We start from the raw sequence: 18958 nt of genomic DNA on the forward strand, positions 1-18958 counted from the left end.
ATGAATTACCCTCTTCTTTTTGGCATAATAGGGAAAGACAATAAAAAGGGGGAGGATGAATATGGCACGGTATGACTTTACAGAGGGAAATATATTTAAGCAAATGTTATGGTTCTCAACCCCCATTTTACTAACAAACTTGCTTCAGACGTCTTATCAGTTTATTGATAGTTTGTGGGTTGGTAATTTGCTAGGGGCTCAGGCGCTTGGAGCTGTTGCAGTATCAGGTACCGTGATTTTTACAATCTTATCATTTGTCATAGGTGTAAACAATGCCTCATTAACCATTTTATCTCAGCAAAAAGGGAAAGGAAATGAAGAAGGCTTAAAAAACTATTTAAATGCCTTTGTTGTTACGCTTACATGTTTAGCATTTGTGCTTGGAGTTGTTGGTTATTTCTTAGCTCGTCCGATTTTAATGATGCTAGGAACACCGCCATCAATGGTTGATGAAGCTACGTTATACTTAAAGATTAACTTCGTTGGTATTCTCTTTTTGTTCGGCTATAATTTTATCGCAACCGTTTTACGAGCATTAGGAGACAGCCGAACACCATTAAAGTTTGTATGTATTGCGGTTCTTCTTAATACAGTGCTTGTGCCATTGTTTATTATACAGTTTCATTTTGGGATAGAAGGAGCTGCATATGCAACCCTTATTTCACAAGCGTTTGCTTTTCTGTATGGACTAGCTTTAATGATTAGGAAAAAGCTTGCTCCATTTACAAAGCCCAGTTTCCCTCAAAAGGAAGAAATACTGCTTATTTTAAAACTTGGCATTCCTGCAGGACTGCAAATGATGGTGATTTCTTCAGGAGTAATGGCCATTATGAGCGTTGTAACAAGTTTTGGAGAGCATACTGTAGCTGGTTTTGGGGCAGCACAGCGTCTGGATTCGTTGCTAATGCTTCCAGCAATGGCTCTTGGTACAGCTGTCAGCAGTATGGCTGGTCAAAACATAGGCGTTTCAAAGTGGGATAGAGTGCATAAAATTGCTCGGTATGGCGTTTTATACAATTTGGTCATCATGCTTGTTGTTTCTGTTATCATTTTCTTCTTTGCTCATGAAGCTGTTAGTCTTTTTACAAATGATGAGAGTGCTATTAAGTTTGGTGGAGAGTACCTCCAAATTATCGCCTTTTTTTATCCGCTCCTTGGGATTAATTTTATTTTAAACGGAGTTGTCCGGGCTTCGGGAGCTATGATTCAAATTTTACTTTTAAATGTTGTTTCCCTTTGGGTGCTACGCTATCCACTAACATATGGTTTATCGTCTTTTTTTGGAGAGATGGGCATTGGTCTTGGAATGGGCATTAGCTTTTTAATTAGCAGTATCGTTGTCTATTTCTATTACAGATATGGAAAATGGAAAGAAAAAGAACTTTTTAAAAAGAAGAAAATGTGAAAAGAGAGCCACTAAGAGTGGCTCTCTTTTTTAGAGTTGCTTCATGCGGATTTTTTCTACTCCATGATCTTGTCCTTTACGAAGGATAAGATCTGCCCGATAGCGGGTAGGAAGGATGTTCTCATGAAGGTTCTTTTGATTAATATCTTTCCAAATGTTTGTCGCTATGTTTGTTGCTTCTTGTTCAGAAAGGCCTGCATAGCGATGGAAATAAGAATCTGGGTTTTGAAAAGATGTTTGACAAAAGATTTTAAAACGTTCTACATACCAACGAAAAATGTCAGACTCATCAGCATCTACATAAATCGAGAAATCAAAGAAATCAGACACGGAGAGCTGAGGAGTCTCAAAATTTTGCATTTGTTGAAGAACGTTAATGCCTTCCAAAATTAAAATGTCAGGCTGTGAAATATGAGTATATTTATCTGGAACTCTATCATATAGCACATGTGAATAAAGGGGCGCATTAACATGTGGATCTCCAGATTTTACAGCTGTTAAAAAATCAATTAAATATTTTGTGTCATAGCTTTCAGGAAACCCTTTGCGGTGCATGAGTCCCTTTTCTTCTAACACATGTTTAGGATATAAAAAACCATCTGTTGTTACAAGATCAACGCGCGGATGTTCAGGCCAGCGAGACAAAAGCGCCTGAATAACGCGTGCTGTTGTGCTTTTCCCAACGCCGACACTTCCGGCAATTCCGATAATGTAAGGTACTTTACTACCCTGTTTACCAAGAAAGTCGTGTGTACCTTTGAAAAGCATTTGAGAAGCTTTTACATAAAGATTTAAAAGACGAGAAAGCGGTAAGTAAATGTTTGATACTTCACGGACAGATAGTTTATCGTTAATGCCTCGGAAGTTTTCGACTTCTTCATTTGTTAATGGAAAAGGTGTAACAGAACGAAGCTTAGACCATTCCTTTTCCGTGAACGTTATGTATGGAGAGTATGTTCCATTCATGATTTAATCCCTTCTCTACTACTAATAATGTAATTATAAAAACTATAGCATATAAAAAAGAAGATGAATAGAGGAGAAAGAAAACGTATACAAAATTCAATGGATCTTTCTAGTCTTTATCTTACTTTTTTGTTCATCCATAATTTTTATTTAGTCGATTTTATTGAAACCAACAAAGTGAAGAAAACGTATACAAACAGAGGAGGGGTAGCTCGTTGCTTTTTTTATCTCTGGTGTTTCTTACTTTTACAATGGTTTTTATCTTGATCGTTTTGGTTGTGTGCTACAAATTTTTTATTTTAAAACGTACGGTTTCTAAAAGTCACTATACACCCTTTGATTATATTACAGGACAAAACACTGTCGAATTTCATGAAGAAGAAAATAATAGGGAAGAAGATAATGATAATGGAGAGAAATTTAAAAAAGCTCGCTATTAGAGCTGTATTCCATTAAAAGCTTAGAGAGGCTTTTGATGGAATACAGCGTCTCTTTGTTAAATTAGTAGCCTTTTTCATAGTCCACTGTATTAATAGAAGGTGTTTTTCCGCTGAGATAGTCTTTTACATTCGGAAGAAAAATCTCTTCTACAACTCTCTTCGCATAATATTCAGTAGCGCCAGAAGTATGTGGAGTCACAATCACGTTTGGGAGCTCCCAAAGCGGACTGTTTTCTTCAAGTGGTTCTTGTTCAAAAACATCAAGTCCAGCTCCTGCAATTTCCGCGTTTTGTAAAGCCTGAATAAGGTCTCTTTCACGAACAAGCTCACCTCTGCCGATATTCACAAGAAGTGCGGAGTTTTTCATTTGTTTAAACTGCTCTTCACCGAACATTCCGTGCGTATCTTCAGTAAGAGGAAGTGTAATCACCACATAATCACAGTGAGGCAAGAAAGAAGAGAGATCTTTTGTTGTATACATTTCATCAACATGCTTTTCTTCTTTACCTGAGTGGCGAAGACCTAGCGTTTTCATGTTAAAAGCTTTCGCGATTTTAGCCGTTTCTTTACCAATGGCGCCCATTCCAATGATGCCAATCGTTTTCTCATGAAGTTCTAAGCTCAATCCGCTATTATGCCACTTTTTCTCAAGCTGATTTCTTACATATGTATGAATTTTTCTTGTTAAAGATAAAAGAAGTCCAAAAATAGTTTCTGAAATAGGATAAGCGTGAACGCCGCTTGCTGTAGAAAGAAAAACCTTCTTTTCTTTAAGTTGTGGAAGTGGAAGTGTATCAACCCCAGCGCTCCAGCTTTGTAAAAAGCGAAGGTTCTTAAATTCTTCAACATTCATCTCTTTTCTCCAACCGAGCATAACTTCTGCTTTTTCCACATAGTTTTTCCATTTGCTTTGGTCTTTTTCAATAATTACATGGAATCCTTCGGCAACTTCTTCAATTGCGGAACGGTATTCTTCGACATCGTGTACGATAAGCATTGTTTTCATATTCATTCCTCCTTAGAGATAGTCTATCATAAAGCTATTTTCAATCAGAATTTATAATATGTTTGATTTTTTTTTAGAGAGGGAAAAGAAAAAGTAACAAATTAAATAGGAGAAGGTGATGTAGATGAGTAAAAACAACGGACTTAGTGAAAAAGTGAAAAGTGCAGTGAATAAAGTAAAAGGAGAAACAAAAGATCAAGTCGGAAATGCCACGAATGATCGTCATATGCAGAATGAAGGTAAAAAAGATAAATTAAAAGGCGATGTGCAAAAAGAAATTGGAAAAGCAAAAAATCGCTAAAATAAGCTCTTCTCTTCAGAGAAGAGCTTATTTTATGTGAAAATGATTTAATAGGGGTATAGGTCTTTAGATAGAGGTAAAGGAGAAAAAGAGTCTTTTTTACTATCCAATATCTTACTTTATACCTTTATAATTGGAAAGATAGAGTTGTATGGAAGGAAGGATAAGATATGACAAGACAGCAAGGATTAGAGCATCTTACACATGAGATTAGCGATGCTGCACATAAAGTAGGAGATGCGCTACATCATGTGAGTGATACAGTAGGAGAGGCAATTGAGCGAGAGTTTCTAAAAGCAAAATATTTAGCTCAAGCTCTTGTCCTTGAAAGCTATGCAAACACGGTAAGAAGAGCTGTTAACAACTTCAATGAAGGAGCTCAAGAAAACGTAAATGCATGTGGGGTACATGCGAGCTCTTGGCTTGGACATCAAAAAGACATTTACATAGAGCATCAGGCCCAGCTTACAACAAAGTCTCAAAAGGCAAATGAAACAGGCTCAACTCTTATTCAAAAACTAGAAACACTTGCTGCTGACTTACGGAGCAAGGCTAAAAATATAGCATAGCACATGTAAAGAACACATCCTTGTGTTCTTTTTTTCTTTTCTGCATAAAGAAAAAAGGAAAAAAAGGTTTTGAACAAAAAAAAGGTGGAATGTAGGAGAGAAAAGGAAACTTTTTATAAAGCTTCCTTCCATTAAGTTAACAGGAGGGACCATCATGTTTGGGTTTGAAGATTTACCAAAGTTTTTCTTTTCCTTTTTAATTGTCCTTCCACTTGTTGCTGTTACTCATCAACTAGGACATTCAGTCGTTGCTATTCTTTTTGGAGGAAGAGTAGATTTTACAATTGGTCGTGGTAGAACGATTTTTAAGAAGGGGAAATTTAAAATTAAGTCTATTTATTTTTTAGATTCCTTTTGTGTTTATGAAGAATTAAAGATTGATAACCGATTTACACATGCTCTTGTATATGCAGGAGGATCAATTGCTAACCTATTTTCTATTTTGATTACAAATGGATTAGTCATGTATAGTACAGTAGAACCTTCTCTATTTTCTTATCAGTTTGTTTACTTTTCTGTCTACTATATTGCATTCTCTCTTTTGCCTATTAAGTTTTCAGAAACAACGTCAAGTGATGGGCGAGCAATCTATGATGCACTTCGTTACGGAAAGATTGCCTGTAATCCAGACTAAGTCTAAGTTGTGCATAATAAATAAAACATGAAGGAATTTCTCAGCGTGAGATAAAATGATGAAGAGATAATGAAAAAGCCCCTTACATGAAAGTAAGGAGCTTTTTTATTATGAAATTTCTTCTTTTGTAGACGTTGCAACGCTTGTTACATCATTCTTCTTTTTAACTAAGAAATAAGAGCCTACAACACATAAAGCAATTAATGTTGTGAGATAAAACTGTGAGCGAAGCGAATCAATGAATGCCATTGCAAAGAAAATGCTAGCCATTGCAGCGATTGTAATATACGTTAAGTAAGGGAAAAACCACATTTTAATTTTAAGCGCTTCAGGATTTGTTTTCTCATACATACGGCGCAGTTTTAACTGTGAAAAGGCAATAACAAGATAAACAAGTAGCGCAACTCCACCAGAAGCATTCACTAAGAACAAAAAGATTTTATCTGGTGAAAGATAGTTAAAACCAACGCTAATGTAGGAAACAATTGTACAACCTATAATAGCATTAAATGGAATACCTTTTTTGTTCACTTTCAAAAACATGCGAGGTGCATCACCTTTTTGAGCCATTGAAAACAGCATGCGTGAGCTTGTATAGAGACCTGAATTCAAGCAGGAAAGGACAGCTGTTAATACAATAAAGTTCATAATTTGGGCTGCTCCTGGAACGTTTACAAGCTCTAAAATAGACACGAATGGACTTTTTAAAAGTGTTGGAGAGTCCCAAGGTAGAATTGTAACCAGAATCATCATTGATCCAAGGTAGAAAATTAGGATACGGTAAATAACTGTTCTTGTAGCAATTGTAATCGCCTTTTCGGGATCTGCTGATTCTCCAGCTGCTGTTGCTACAATCTCAGTTCCCATGAACGAGAACATTACAAGTGCAACACCTAAAAAGACAGAACTTATTCCATTTGGAAGAAAGCCACCTCGGTCTACAAGGTTTGTTGTTCCTGGTGATTCAACGCCTGGGATAAGACCTAAAATGATTGCTCCACCAAGAATTAAAAATAAAGCAAGACTAACTACTTTTATAAGAGAAAACCAGTACTCAAATTCTCCAAATGACTTAACGGAGTACACGTTTGTAAGGGTTAATAAGAAGGTAAGAATGAGACTCATAGTCCAAGAAGGAATGCCTGGAAACCAATATTGAATAATATTTGAGCCTGCAATAGCTTCAACAGCAATAACGATTACCCAGAAAAACCAATAAAGCCAGCCAATCGTATATCCTGCCCAAGGACCTAAAGCTTGTCTTGCATAAGTAGCAAAAGAACCGCTGGACGGGTTAGCTGTAGACATTTCACCGAGCATTCTCATGATGAGAATAACGAATAAACCTGCAAAAGCGTAAGAGAAGATAGAGCCTGGTCCTGTTTGACCGATAAGGGTTCCACTTCCTATAAAAAGCCCAGCTCCGATTATTCCTCCTAAGGAGATCATTGTAATATGACGAATTTTTAGTTCTTTCTTTAGTTGCGGTTGTTCCATATTCATTATGTATTTCCTCCTTTGCGACAGCGAAAACAGAAAACGCTTTCAAAGTCGTAGATTTGTTAGGAAACGAGCTATATTCCTCCTTTACTAAAAAAATAAATGAAAATAGTGTTCATAAAAATTTCTTAATTGTATGATAATTTAAATTATACAACATTGTCTACTGTTTTTAGCAAATTAAAGTATTTTTTATACAGTTTCACTTGTAGATGCTCTTAAGTATATATAAGAAATAAGAGAAAGTATAATACATTGTTCGATTTTCTGACATTAAATTTTACATTTTTAGATTTAAAAGGAAGTTTTTCTCTTTGATTTGCCTTTATTCTATAGAAAAGAATGTTAGAAAAAGGGAGAAAGGGTCGTGGATCTTTTTGAACACTTTTGTTCAATTAACAAAAAGTTGAACATTTTTGTTAAAAAAGTGTATACAAATCAAAACGAATGTGTTTATAATAAAGCATAGAAAATTTAATAAATTATAAAAAGTCAGATAACTAGGGTGGAGATAGATTCCAAAAGATGTTTTTAAAGAGATGGCTTTACACGTAATTTGTTATGAAAGTGGATTTACAAAATTGATTGTTTAAAAAAGGAGAGAATAAAATGACAACAAATACAGAAATCAAAGCGTACAAACATGAGCCATTTACAGATTTTACGGTAGAGGAAAATAAGACACAGTTTCAAGAAGCTTTAAAGCTTGTTCAATCATCTCTTGGAAAAGATTATCCACTTGTTATTGGTAAGGAAGAAATTGAAACAGAAAACAAGATCGTTTCTGTGAATCCAGCAAACAAGAGTGAAGTTATTGGTCGTGTTTCAAAAGCGGATCAAAAGCTAGCGGAAAAAGCAATGGAAGTAGCATTAGAAACTTTTAAAACATGGAAAAAGGTTGATCCTGCAGAACGTGCAGAAGTACTATTTAAAGCTGCTTCTATCATTCGTAACCGCAAGCATGAATTCTCAGCTTATTTAGTGAAAGAAGCAGGTAAACCATGGAAAGAAGCTGACGCTGATACAGCTGAGGCAATTGATTTCCTAGAGTTTTATGCTCGTCAAATGCTGAAGCTAAAAGACGGTGTTCCCGTTGAAAGCCGTGAAGGAGAGAAAAACTCATTCGGTTATGTACCATTAGGAGTTGGAATCGTTATTTCTCCATTCAACTTCCCATTTGCAATTATGGCTGGAACAGCAGCTGCTGCGGTTGTAACTGGTAACACAGTGCTTCTTAAACCTGCAAACAACACTCCTGTTATTGCAGCGAAGTTCATTGAAGTAATGAAAGAAGCAGGCCTTCCGGATGGTGTGCTAAACTATATTCCTGGAAGTGGCGCAGAGTTAGGTGACTATCTTGTAGATCATCCAAAAACTCGCTTCGTATCTTTTACAGGATCTCGTGAAGTTGGTTGCCGTATTTATGAGCGTGCTGCAAAAGTACATCCTGGCCAAATTTGGCTAAAACGTGTTATTGCTGAAATGGGCGGAAAAGATACTGTTGTTGTTGACCGTGATGCAGACCTAGATTTAGCAGCTTCTTCTATTGTTTACTCTGCGTTTGGCTTCTCTGGACAAAAGTGTTCAGCAGGATCTCGTGCAGTTGTACACCAAGATGTGTATGACGAAGTATTAGAAAAAGCAGTTGAGTTAACAAAAACATTAACACTAGGAAATCCAGAAGACGTAAATACGTATATGGGTCCTGTTATTGATCAAGCTTCATTTGATAAGATTTCAAAATATATTGAAATTGGAAAAGAAGAAGGAAGATTAATGATTGGTGGTAAAGGAGACGATTCAGAAGGCTACTTTATTGAACCAACAATTTTTGCAGATGTAGATGAAAACGCGCGTCTTATGCAAGAAGAAATCTTTGGCCCTGTTGTTGCTTTCTCAAAAGCGCGTGACTTTGATCATATGATGGAGATTGCAAATAACACAGATTATGGTTTAACAGGAGCTCTTTTATCAAATACAGAAAGCCATATTGAACGTGCGAAAGAGGAATTCCATGTTGGGAACCTTTACTTTAATAGAGGTTGTACAGGAGCGATTGTTGGTTACCATCCATTTGGCGGTTTCAATATGTCTGGTACAGATTCAAAAGCAGGCGGCCCTGATTATTTAATTCTTCACCTACAAGCTAAAACAACGAGCGTAACTCTTTAATTAAGAAGAAGGAGAGCATTTTGCTCTCCTTTATTAAAAAAGTGTAAGGAACATAGAGAGGGGAGAGAATTATATGTTAGCAAATGTATCGAAAAATGTGTTTCTTCACGCTTCACAAAATAGAGTGCTAAATAAAGCAGCTAAAAAATGGGGACTTCGATTTGGTGCTGGGCAAGTTGTTGCTGGAGATACAATTGAAGGGGCAATGAAAAAAGTCCGTGAACTTAATGAAAAAGGATTAGTTTGCACGTTGGATCATTTAGGTGAATTCGTCTCAAGTAGAGAAGAAGCAACAGAAGCTACTCAATATAACGTACGAACATTAGAGGCAATGGCTGCTAATGGGGTAGACTGTAACTTATCTGTTAAAATGACGCAGCTTGGACTAGACATTGACCGAAGCTTTTGTTTAGATAATATGCGTCGTATTTTGGACACAGCGAAACAGTATAATAACTTTGTGCGAATTGATATGGAAGACTATGCTCACTGTCAAATGACACTTGATATTTTACGAGAACTGCGAGAAACATATGATAACGTTGGGACTGTTATTCAATCATATCTGTTCAGAGCAGAGCAAGATGTAAAAGATTTGAAAGGAGTTCCGCTACGCCTTGTGAAAGGAGCGTATCAAGAATCTCCAACAGTTGCTTTTCAAAACAAAGAAGATGTGGATAAAAACTACGTACGCATTATTGAGGAACATCTATTAAGTGGAAGCTATACAGCTATTGCTTCTCATGACCATAATATTATTGACAAAGTGAAAGAAATGGTCGAAAAATATAATATTCCTCGTACTCAATTTGAATTTCAAATGTTATATGGATTCCGTTCAGAGCTTCAGCTAAGTCTAGTTCAAGAAGGATATAAAGTGCGCGTTTATGTTCCTTTTGGAAAAGACTGGTTTGGATACTTTATGCGTCGTCTAGCAGAAAGACCGCAAAATGTGGCATTTGCTCTTAAAGGATTCTTCTCAAAATAAATAAAATAAGGGTGTCATTTTTCGAAAGAATTGCCTACATTAAAACAACAGCGAAAAAAACACCCTTCTAAATAATGCATCTTTTTCTTCTATTATATAATCATCATTTATAACCTTCATTTTCTCCCGAAAAATTCTTGTTCCATTCGTATTACTTCAATACATTCACTTTTCTCATTAGAGAGATATTGGTTCCTTTCGTAATTATTTGTTATGCTAAAATTACAAAACTTTCTTCATTTCTTATGTAATGTTAGAATTATTAAAATAAGCGAGTTCTCTACATTGTAAGAGAAAAATGCTCAAAATAAGATTAAGCATAGCATCACATATATATATTAGGTGAAAAATATAGAATGAAAGGAATCTCATATGCTCGAATTTGAACAAAATGATCTTCACACGTCTTTCCTTATTACTTCTTTGAATCAAGACATTTCTGAGATAAAAAATAAACTAACAGAATATTCGTTCGTTGTCGTTGAAGGAGAGAAGTACTATGTTATCTCTCGCAATGAACGTCATTTCCTTCCGGGTGATGATATATTAGTAAAACAATGGATTGAACAAACAGAATGGCCATCATCTCCTGTTTATGTAGAAGAAGAACTTTCATTAAGCGATCAGGATTGGAATCGCCCTGTTCTTGTTTCAAACAGGGAAGGAAAAATAAAAGGCATCATAACCGCAACTTCCTGGATTAAAACGTTGGAACGAAGAAACGAAAATTTAGAAAATGCTTTTTTTACGCTTGCTGAAACGATTAATGATGCTGTGACAGCTGTTGATCGAGATGGGAATGTTGTTTGTTGGAATACAGCGGCTGAAAATACATATAAAATTAGGCGAGAAGATATTATTGGCCAGAAGATAGGTGAGCATTTTCAGTCTGATTCTCTCATCTTACTTCGAATTTTAAATGAAGGGCGTCCTGTTCGAGGAACCTACCATAGGCCGAACAGCGATAATCATGTCCTTATTAATGCGTCCCCAATTACAAGTAAGAATCAGATTATTGGGGGGATTGCGACCGAGCAGGATATCACGCAGATGGTTCGGCTAAATGAAGAGCTAGATTCTTCGCTTCCACTCTTAATTCAGCAGCCTAAACCTTTTTCGTCCATTGTTGGCACAAATTCAGATCTTCATCAAGCGTTAAAGGTAGCTCAAAAAGTAGCGTATGCAGAAATTCCTGTGCTTTTAACAGGGGAATCTGGGTCTGGAAAAGAGATGCTTGCTCAAGCTATTCATTATGGTGGTTCAAAACGTACAGGACCTTTTATAACCTTAAACTGTTCGGTTGTTCCTCCGAACTTTCTAGAGTTTGAGCTTTTTGGATATCAAGAAAGAACATTTACTGAAGATGAACAGGTTACTCAAGAAGGGAAGATTCAACAGGCATCTAATGGAACGCTGTTTATTGAAGAACTTGATAAAATGCCGCTCGATGTTCAGCAAAAGTTCTTAAATTATTTGGATGATCAAGCTTTTTATCGTGTAGGAGAGAATGAACCTGTTACCCTTTCAGAGAATACGCGTGTTATTGCATCAACATCCCAAAACTTAGAAGAAATGATGCAAAATGGAGAGTTTAACGAAAGCCTCTACTATCATTTAACCGTTATGAATATTTATATTCCACCGCTTCGCGAACGCAAGGAAGATATTCAAGAGCTTGTTGAGCAGTTTATGCAAGAATTTAGTACGAAATATAAGAAAAAAGCACCTGAAATTTCCGAAGAGGTCATGGAAGTGCTGCGTACTTACAGCTGGCCTGGAAACGTCCAAGAACTTAGAAACGTCATCGAGCGGTTTATCTTACTCTGTGACAGAGATCATGTTAGTGTTAGTTACCTTCCACATAACATGAGAGAAGGTTTTTCTTTGCCTGAAGATGAACAGGAAGTAGAGGAAAATGAAGAGAAAAATGAAGTTGCTCTAATTGAGGAAGCACTTAAGAAAACGTATGGCAATAAAAGTGCAGCAGCGAACTTATTAGGGATATCGCGAGGAACATTATATAATAAGTTAAAAGAATATGGACTAAACTAGCGATATTAAAAAGAAAAGCGACATCACGTCGCTTTTTCTTTTTTGTATGATGAAGTTATATAGTGAGTTGGATAATGTAAAAAATAATGAAAAATACAGCAATAAAGATAATCGGTAAAATAATAAGAATAAAGAAAGCTACCCATTTGCTGACTTTTTAATTTTACTGATATTTATCATCCAGTTAAGTAAACTCAATAAAGCTAAAATCGATCCTAGCATCGTAAAAATAAAAATTAAAAGTGTATCTGTTGGAGTACCGTAGTAAAATATGTATTCTCTCTTAACTTTTTATCTTCGTTTTTTAAGAAGAGAAAGGTACTGAAGCGATTGAAAGAATAAATACAACAATCATTAAAATGATCCATAACCCAATTGTCATTACAATAACTGTAAGGAATCCTTTCCATGCTGACATTTCTTCAGCTCTTCCAATAGAAATACACCATACAAAAATTGCCCATATACTTGCTGCAATATGTAAAATGATCCATATCCCGATTAGTACAGGTAAAAACATAAAATCACGGTCTACATAGACTTGTTCTGGGTTTTGTAAAAAAAGAATGGTAGATAAGACTGCTATTATAAGCAAGGCAATATTCGATGGTAAATAAGTTAACATGCTAAATAAATAAGCTTTGCGATGGTCTTGTAGCATATTGCCTTTCCCACCTATCCACTTTGAAACCGTTTTAGTGGAAAATCCTATGACATATGAAATGATAAAAGCAATGAGCCATGAGATTAAAAATAGGACAAGAAAGCTCAATGGAATAAAAAGTAAACTGATTTCAGAAACATCACCAAGCATCATAAAACCATAAAGAAAAAAGCCGAGGGCAAGAGTTAAAACAACTCCATAAAAACCAACACTTGTAAAGCCTGCATTTAACAATAGAAGAAACATAGCCCACTTACTTTTGATTACTTTATTCTGTTCCCAGAAGGCTGATGGGCGATAAAAAAGGTGCCAGTAGTTTTTCATTGTATTCCTCCTTTTAAAAATTCAAAATGTTATCTTAAATAGAAAAAAATGAAAAAAGACAACAAAAATTATCGTAGCAAAGAAAGGAACTCTTTCACAAGAGACATTTAGCATATTTATACAATTAAGGGTATTAATTACGTAATATGTGACATGGATACTATGATCTATTAAAAAGGAAGTAAATGTATAAAAAAGCTTATTTCTTCTTTGGAGAACAAAGAGTTTGTGATGAAAGGTTTGAATTGGTAATTATCTATGTTAGTCATTAAGAACTATGTAATATTCTTAAAAACAATCTTTTTCCTCTCTTTGCGTATATTATTTATAGGTGTAAAAGGAATTATAATGATAGGAAAAGCGCCAAGAAAAGAAGGATCGGACACGATCCTTCTTTTCTATACTACATGCTTTAAATGTGACCTATGAAATACAGATTAATGAGTCCAAAAAACGAGGAGAAACCCAGCAACAGATAAAACGAAAGAATCGAACAAACAGGCAAAGAAAGCACTCTTCTTGTTTTTTATGATGATTTCTATTCTGACCTGTAACCTAAGAGCTCCCATAGCCATGGAAATGAGCAAGTAAGCAATTGTTTGCAAATAGGATCTTGTTTCTTTTGTAAAAAGCTCAAGCATATTGAGAAAACTCATGATAAGAAATCTAATGATAAACCAAGGAAAAGTAATAGTCGTACAGTGGGGTGTTTCTTTGTTCTTATTAAAAAATAAACCTACTATAAAGGCAATTGGTACAAGCATGAGGACTCGAGAAAGTTTAACGATAAGAGCTGCTTCAACAGCTTCTTGACCAAAAGGAGTAAAAGCTGCTATAACATGAGCAATTTCGTGAAGTGTTCCACCTGCCCTGCAAAGAGGCCATACTTCGTTTTAGAGAGCGATAACTGGGGGGAGAAGTGTATAAAATTGTGAAAAATATGCCAAGCAGTGCTACAACTGCAATGCTTGTTGCTGTTTTTTTATCTTGAACAATTTCTTGTTGGAGAAAGAGATTTCGCTATTTAGAGAAATGGGAACAGAGATAAGCGTTTTCAACAGCATACCCATCATAATGGCGATAACGAGCTGCCCTACAACAGATAGATATGGAATTTTCACTAACAAATAGAGAATGCTGTAATGATAGCTGTAACAAATACTCCTTCTATAAAAAATAAACGCTTCTCATCCCTAAACGCTGCTCCTTCCTCTTTTAGCTATTATTAACTTTACGTAAAGAAAAAGGATAAGTAAAATACATATAAATGATAGTAATGATTAGTTTTTTTTATAATAGGAGGGAAGTTATGTACTATGATGCTTTGAAAACATTTGTTAATGTAGTCGAGGAAAGGAATTTTACAAAAGCAGCCGAGAACCTACGGATTTCTCAGCCTAGCGTAAGTTTACATATTAAAAACCTTGAAGAAGAGTTTCAGACTACACTTCTCAAAAGAACGCCTAAAATGGTCACAGTAACTCCTACGGGAGAAATGCTTTATGAAAGAGCAAAGCAAATTCTTCATTTATACAAACAAGCAAAACAAGAGATTTACGAACATCATCATTTTGTTCAAGGCAAATTAACGATCGGGGCAAGTTTTACAATTGGTGAGTATGTGTTGCCAAAGTTACTTAGTGAATTTCATCAGCTATATCCACATGTAGAAATTGAAGTACTTATTGATAATACAGCGCAAATTGCTGAACATGTGCGACTTTTTCAAGCTGACATTGGTCTTATTGAAGGACGAGTCAATCATACTGAACTTCAGATTTCACCATTTTTAGAAGACGAGCTTTCTATTATTGTAGAGGAAAACAGTTTGTTTCTGACTCAAAAAAATCTTTCTTTGTCAGATTTGCAAAATCAAACATGGATTACGCGAGAAAAGGGGTCAGGCACAAGAGAGTATTTAAAACATGTGCTTGATTCTAACGGTTTAAAAGCACGTGCATTTATTACAATGAGCAGTAACCAAGCTATTAAAGAAGCGGTATTGAACGGAATGGGAATGTCCATGTTATCTGCATATGCTCTTAAAAAGGAGGAAAGGATAGCGATTCTTCCTGTGAAAGAAGCCGTTTTTAAACGTAAATTTTCTTATATAGAAAATCCTGTTGTAGAAGAAAACAAAAATAAAGATCTTTTTCTAATATTATTAAAGAAACTAATGAAAAAATAAATAAAATAAAATGACCTTTATATTTGTCGAAATTCATCGAAAAATTAGCGTTAAATCGTTGAACCCAACTAATATTATCGGTATAATCAATCATTAAGCGATAATTTCAAGAAACAAGAGACTTTTGCAGTGATTTTTGTTTGACAGATGAAGGTCTGTCATATAAATTATAGGAAGGACTTTAAAGTTGATAATACTTATTAGAATACTTGGTTTTGGAATCTTTATTATCTAGTAAAGGTTTTAAAAAGACTAAATATCTCGAATTCAACATGATTACTTGTTCATTTTCTTACATAACCTAAGGAAGTATATGAAATATAAAGTGAAAAATTGAACATATAAGTGCCTTTAACTTTTGTTTATAAAGAGATTAAACGTAAATTTTTTACAGGAGGAAATCGTTGTTATGAGTAACAAAAAAGAAATAAAAGTTGGCCTGTTTCTTGCTGGTACTGGTCATCATATCGCATCTTGGAGACATCCAAAAGCAATTGAGGATGGAGCAATGAATCTCCCTTATCTAATCAATTTAGCTCGGACAGCTGAAAAAGGAAAATTAGACATGATCTTTTTAGCTGATAGCTTATCTGTTAATAAAAATTCTCATCCAAATATTATTACACGCTTTGAACCGCTTACCCTTTTAACAGCTATGGCAGGGGCAACAAAGCATATTGGCTTAGCTGCAACAGCTTCTACAACGTATAGCGAACCTTTTCACATTGCAAGACAGTTCGCTTCTTTAGATCATTTAAGCAGTGGACGTGCTGGATGGAATGTTGTAACGTCCTCTATCCCTCAAACAGGTCTAAACTTTAGTAAAACCGAGCACCTTGAACATGACAAGCGCTATGAGCGTGCAGAAGAATTTGTGGAAATTGTAAAAGGTCTTTGGGATTCATGGGAAGAATCAGCCTTTATTCGTAATAAGGAAGACGGCGAATTCATTAATGAAGATAAAATGCACGAGCTTGGACATAAAGGTGAATTTTTCTCAGTTCAAGGTCCTTTAAATATTGCCCGTGCTCCTCAAGGGTATCCAGTTATTATTCAAGCAGGTTCATCGCCGGCAGGACAGGCTCTTGCAGCGCAAATTGCTGAAGTAATTTTTACAGCACAAAACAATATCGAAGACGCTAAAAAGTTCTACAAGGGAATTAAAGAGCAAGTGCGTTCTTTTGGTAGAAATCCTGATGAAGTTCTTGTTATGCCTGGTATTTTTCCGATTATTGGTGATACGGAAGAAGAAGCACATGCTAAATATCAAGAACTTCAAGATCTAATTCCTGTTGAGCTTGGATTAAGCATTTTATCCAATTACTTAGGTGGTATTGATTTAACTCAATATCCACTCCAAAGTCGTTTTTCTGACTTGAATATTGAAAAAGTAGACGGTGTCCAAAGTCGCTATGAGCTTATTAAGAAAATGGCTGAAAAAGATGATCTTACATTAGAACAATTATATAAGTCTGTAGCAGGTTCACGTGGACATCATATCTTCATTGGTACACCAGCACAACTTGCAGATAAAATGGAAGAATGGGTTGAAGGAGAAGCTTGTGATGGTTTTAACCTTATGCCGCCACTTCTTCCTGCAGGCTTAGAAACCTTTGTTGAAAAAGTCGTTCCGATTCTTCAAGAGAGAGGCGTATATCGAAAAGAGTACGAAGGTAAAACACTTCGTGATCATCTTGGGTTAAAAGAACCTAAAAATCGCTATGCTTCTAATTGATTTTAAAAGATGCTGAGGTGACAAAATGAGAAACTATCGACTAGCAACTGAAGAAGATGCAGAGAAGCTTTTAGACTTAACACTTCGAGCATATGAGCCAATTCGAGAGCTAGGAATTAACTTTGCGGCAGCAACAGCAGACCTTGCATTCGTGAAGAAAAACGTTCGAAATAATATGTGTTATGTGTTAGAAGAGGATGGAAACATTATTGCAACAGCTTCACTTAGGATGCCTTGGGGTCCTCAGCCAGGACCCTTTGAATATCCGCATATTTGGTGGTTTGCAGTAGATCCAAGCTATGGTAAAAAGGGCATTGGAAGCTTAATGATGGAATGGTTAGAAAATACGGTACTAAGCGAAACCTTAAAATGTCCAGCAGTTTCTTTAGGGACGGCTGACAAACATCCTTGGCTTATTGAAATGTATGAGCGCAAAGGATATGAAAAGGCAGGGTCACAGGACTTAGGAAAAGGACATATTACCGTATATTTAGTTAAGAAACTTCGTGAAGATTTTCAGTAAATCTTTATAGAGGACAAAAATAAAAAAGTTATTTAGAGAAGCAAGGTGGTGTGGAATATGAATTTTGATTTAAATTATTTCATTAACGTTTTTCCGGATGTTATCCCGTATATTCCGGTTACATTGTTAATGGCCGTAGTTTCGATGATTGTTGCAATTATCGTAGGACTTGTACTCGCTCTTATTACAAAGAGTAAAATCCCTGTTTTGCATCAGTTAGCAAGCTTATACATTTCATTCTTTAGAGCTGTACCAACGCTTGTGCAACTTTTCTTAATTTATTATGGACTTCCACAAATTTTTCCGGAACTTCAGGCAATGCAAGCTCTAACAGCTGCCATTATTGGTCTAAGTGTGAAGAACTCCGCATATTTAGCTGAAATCTTTCGCGCAGGGTTAGATTCTGTTGATAAAGGGCAGCTTGAAGCGTGTACATCTGTTGGAATGACAAAGTTTCAAGCATACCGAAGAGTGATTTTACCACAAGCAGCGAGAAATGCGATTCCTGCAACAGGGAATACGTTTATTGGATTGTTAAAAGAAACGTCTCTTGCATTTACACTAGGCTTAACAGAACTTTTTGCACAAGGTAAGATTTTAGCGTCTGCATCTGCTCGTTACCTTGAAACATATTTAGCAATTGCTATTTTATATTGGTTATTAACAATTGTTTACAGTATCGTTCAATCTGTAATCGAAAAAATCATTGGGAAACCGTACCGAAACTAGGGGGTGTAACAATTGATCGTTGTAAAAGATTTGGTGAAAAAATTCAAAGATTTAACGGTTCTAGATGGAATAAGTCTAGAAGTTGAGCGAGGAGAAGTTGTTGCGATTATCGGTCCTTCTGGTTCTGGTAAATCAACGTTTCTCCGCTGCTTGAACTTGCTTGAGACTCCTAATAAGGGAGAAATTCAAATTGGGGATGTTAAGCTGAATGCAGAGAGGTATAGTCGCAAAGAAGCGCATGCTTTAACAAGGCAAACAGCGATGGTTTTTCAACATTACAATCTTTTTAAAAACAAAACAGTGCTTCAAAATGTAACAGAGGCACTTATTATAACGAAAAAAATGAAACCAAAAGAAGCAAATGAGATTGGAATGAATCTTTTAGAGCAAGTTGGTCTTGCTCATAAAGCGGACAGCTATCCTATTACACTTTCAGGGGGACAGCAGCAGCGAATTGGAATAGCAAGAGCACTTGCTATTGATCCATATGCTCTTTTGTTTGATGAACCTACATCAGCACTTGACCCTGAACTTGTATCTGGAGTGCTTGCGGTTATTAAAGAAATCGCAGAAAGACAAACAACAATGCTAATTGTAACTCATGAAATGGACTTTGCGCGTGAAGTAGCAGACAAGGTTATTTTTATGGCGGATGGTCATATTGTCGAGCAAGGGACACCAGAGGAAATCTTTGACTTCCCAAAACATGAACGCACAAAAAAATTCTTACAGCAAGTTGGTAGTCAATAAACAAAAAGGAAA

18 protein-coding genes and 1 pseudogene are annotated in these 18958 nt (G+C 35.8%); 13 read left to right on the forward strand and 6 right to left on the reverse strand.

Annotated elements, in window-relative coordinates; all coding sequences use genetic code 11:
* The first annotated feature begins 61 nt into the window (after positions 1-61).
* Positions 62-1405, forward strand: coding sequence for an MATE family efflux transporter (locus ACK3CR_RS15460; protein WP_328124864.1), 1344 nt, complete (start codon positions 62-64; stop codon positions 1403-1405).
* A gap of 30 nt (positions 1406-1435) precedes the next feature.
* Here ACK3CR_RS15460 and coaA read toward each other — a convergent pair whose 3' ends face one another.
* Complete coding sequence (gene coaA, locus ACK3CR_RS15465; protein WP_243511620.1) at positions 1436-2371, reverse strand: type I pantothenate kinase; 936 nt, start codon at positions 2369-2371, stop codon at positions 1436-1438.
* Between the two features lie 215 nt (positions 2372-2586).
* Between coaA and ACK3CR_RS15470 the strand changes: the two genes are divergently transcribed.
* Positions 2587-2811 carry a DUF3951 domain-containing protein gene (locus ACK3CR_RS15470; RefSeq protein ID WP_243511607.1) on the forward strand — a complete coding sequence of 75 codons (225 nt, stop codon included), beginning with the start codon at positions 2587-2589 and terminating at the stop codon, positions 2809-2811.
* 61 nt (positions 2812-2872) lie between these two features.
* Here ACK3CR_RS15470 and ACK3CR_RS15475 read toward each other — a convergent pair whose 3' ends face one another.
* The gene (locus ACK3CR_RS15475; protein WP_488975702.1) at positions 2873-3823 is read right to left on the reverse strand and encodes a D-2-hydroxyacid dehydrogenase; all 951 of its coding nucleotides are present in this window, start codon (positions 3821-3823) and stop codon (positions 2873-2875) included.
* A 118-nt stretch (positions 3824-3941) separates the two neighbouring features.
* Here ACK3CR_RS15475 and ACK3CR_RS15480 point away from each other — a divergent pair, with 118 nt between their 5' ends.
* The 3 genes from ACK3CR_RS15480 (at position 3942) to ACK3CR_RS15490 (ending at position 5321) form a co-directional block, all read left to right on the forward strand.
* Positions 3942-4118: a CsbD family protein gene (locus tag ACK3CR_RS15480; protein WP_243511601.1), complete on the forward strand. Its 177-nt coding sequence runs from the start codon at positions 3942-3944 to the stop codon at positions 4116-4118.
* Between the two features lie 170 nt (positions 4119-4288).
* On the forward strand, positions 4289-4687 hold the full coding sequence (locus ACK3CR_RS15485) for a hypothetical protein (RefSeq protein WP_488975703.1): 399 nt from the start codon (positions 4289-4291) through the stop codon (positions 4685-4687).
* A 154-nt stretch (positions 4688-4841) separates the two neighbouring features.
* Entirely contained in the window at positions 4842-5321 is a 480-nt protein-coding gene (locus ACK3CR_RS15490; RefSeq protein ID WP_243511584.1) for a site-2 protease family protein, read from the forward strand.
* Between the two features lie 108 nt (positions 5322-5429).
* Here the strand turns inward: ACK3CR_RS15490 and ACK3CR_RS15495 are convergent, their stop codons facing one another.
* Positions 5430-6818: an amino acid permease gene (locus tag ACK3CR_RS15495; RefSeq protein WP_410914836.1), complete on the reverse strand. Its 1389-nt coding sequence runs from the start codon at positions 6816-6818 to the stop codon at positions 5430-5432.
* 612 nt (positions 6819-7430) lie between these two features.
* Between ACK3CR_RS15495 and pruA the strand changes: the two genes are divergently transcribed.
* The 3 genes from pruA to ACK3CR_RS15510 all read left to right on the forward strand — a co-directional run bounded on the left by pruA (position 7431) and on the right by ACK3CR_RS15510 (position 12033).
* Positions 7431-8993: an L-glutamate gamma-semialdehyde dehydrogenase gene (gene pruA / locus ACK3CR_RS15500; protein ID WP_243511577.1), complete on the forward strand. Its 1563-nt coding sequence runs from the start codon at positions 7431-7433 to the stop codon at positions 8991-8993.
* Positions 8994-9066: 73 nt separating this feature from the next.
* Complete coding sequence (locus ACK3CR_RS15505) at positions 9067-9981, forward strand: proline dehydrogenase family protein (RefSeq protein WP_488975704.1); 915 nt, start codon at positions 9067-9069, stop codon at positions 9979-9981.
* A gap of 372 nt (positions 9982-10353) precedes the next feature.
* The gene (locus tag ACK3CR_RS15510) at positions 10354-12033 is read left to right on the forward strand and encodes a sigma 54-interacting transcriptional regulator (protein ID WP_488975705.1); all 1680 of its coding nucleotides are present in this window, start codon (positions 10354-10356) and stop codon (positions 12031-12033) included.
* Positions 12034-12337: 304 nt separating this feature from the next.
* Here the strand turns inward: ACK3CR_RS15510 and ACK3CR_RS15515 are convergent, their stop codons facing one another.
* The 3 genes and pseudogenes from ACK3CR_RS15515 to ACK3CR_RS15525 form a co-directional block, all read right to left on the reverse strand.
* A complete protein-coding gene (locus tag ACK3CR_RS15515; protein WP_328124850.1) occupies positions 12338-13021 on the reverse strand; it encodes a hypothetical protein in 684 nt (227 codons plus the stop codon).
* Between the two features lie 437 nt (positions 13022-13458).
* Positions 13459-13878: pseudogene (locus ACK3CR_RS15520) on the reverse strand (putative sulfate exporter family transporter); the annotation flags it as partial.
* 96 nt (positions 13879-13974) lie between these two features.
* Positions 13975-14148, reverse strand: a complete 174-nt coding sequence (locus ACK3CR_RS15525) for a hypothetical protein (protein WP_488975706.1) — start codon at positions 14146-14148, stop codon at positions 13975-13977.
* A gap of 182 nt (positions 14149-14330) precedes the next feature.
* Between ACK3CR_RS15525 and ACK3CR_RS15530 the strand changes: the two genes are divergently transcribed.
* The 5 genes from ACK3CR_RS15530 (at position 14331) to ACK3CR_RS15550 (ending at position 18946) form a co-directional block, all read left to right on the forward strand.
* On the forward strand, positions 14331-15209 hold the full coding sequence (locus ACK3CR_RS15530) for a LysR family transcriptional regulator (RefSeq protein WP_488975707.1): 879 nt from the start codon (positions 14331-14333) through the stop codon (positions 15207-15209).
* 409 nt (positions 15210-15618) lie between these two features.
* Positions 15619-16944, forward strand: coding sequence for an LLM class flavin-dependent oxidoreductase (locus ACK3CR_RS15535; RefSeq protein ID WP_488975708.1), 1326 nt, complete (start codon positions 15619-15621; stop codon positions 16942-16944).
* Between the two features lie 25 nt (positions 16945-16969).
* Positions 16970-17467, forward strand: coding sequence for a GNAT family N-acetyltransferase (locus tag ACK3CR_RS15540; protein ID WP_243511545.1), 498 nt, complete (start codon positions 16970-16972; stop codon positions 17465-17467).
* A gap of 57 nt (positions 17468-17524) precedes the next feature.
* Positions 17525-18196, forward strand: coding sequence for an amino acid ABC transporter permease (locus ACK3CR_RS15545; protein WP_243511542.1), 672 nt, complete (start codon positions 17525-17527; stop codon positions 18194-18196).
* 12 nt (positions 18197-18208) lie between these two features.
* Positions 18209-18946, forward strand: coding sequence for an amino acid ABC transporter ATP-binding protein (locus ACK3CR_RS15550; RefSeq protein ID WP_243511518.1), 738 nt, complete (start codon positions 18209-18211; stop codon positions 18944-18946).
* The last annotated feature ends 12 nt before the right edge of the window (positions 18947-18958 follow it).

It is taken from the genome of Priestia sp. TRM10 (assembly GCF_057808375.1).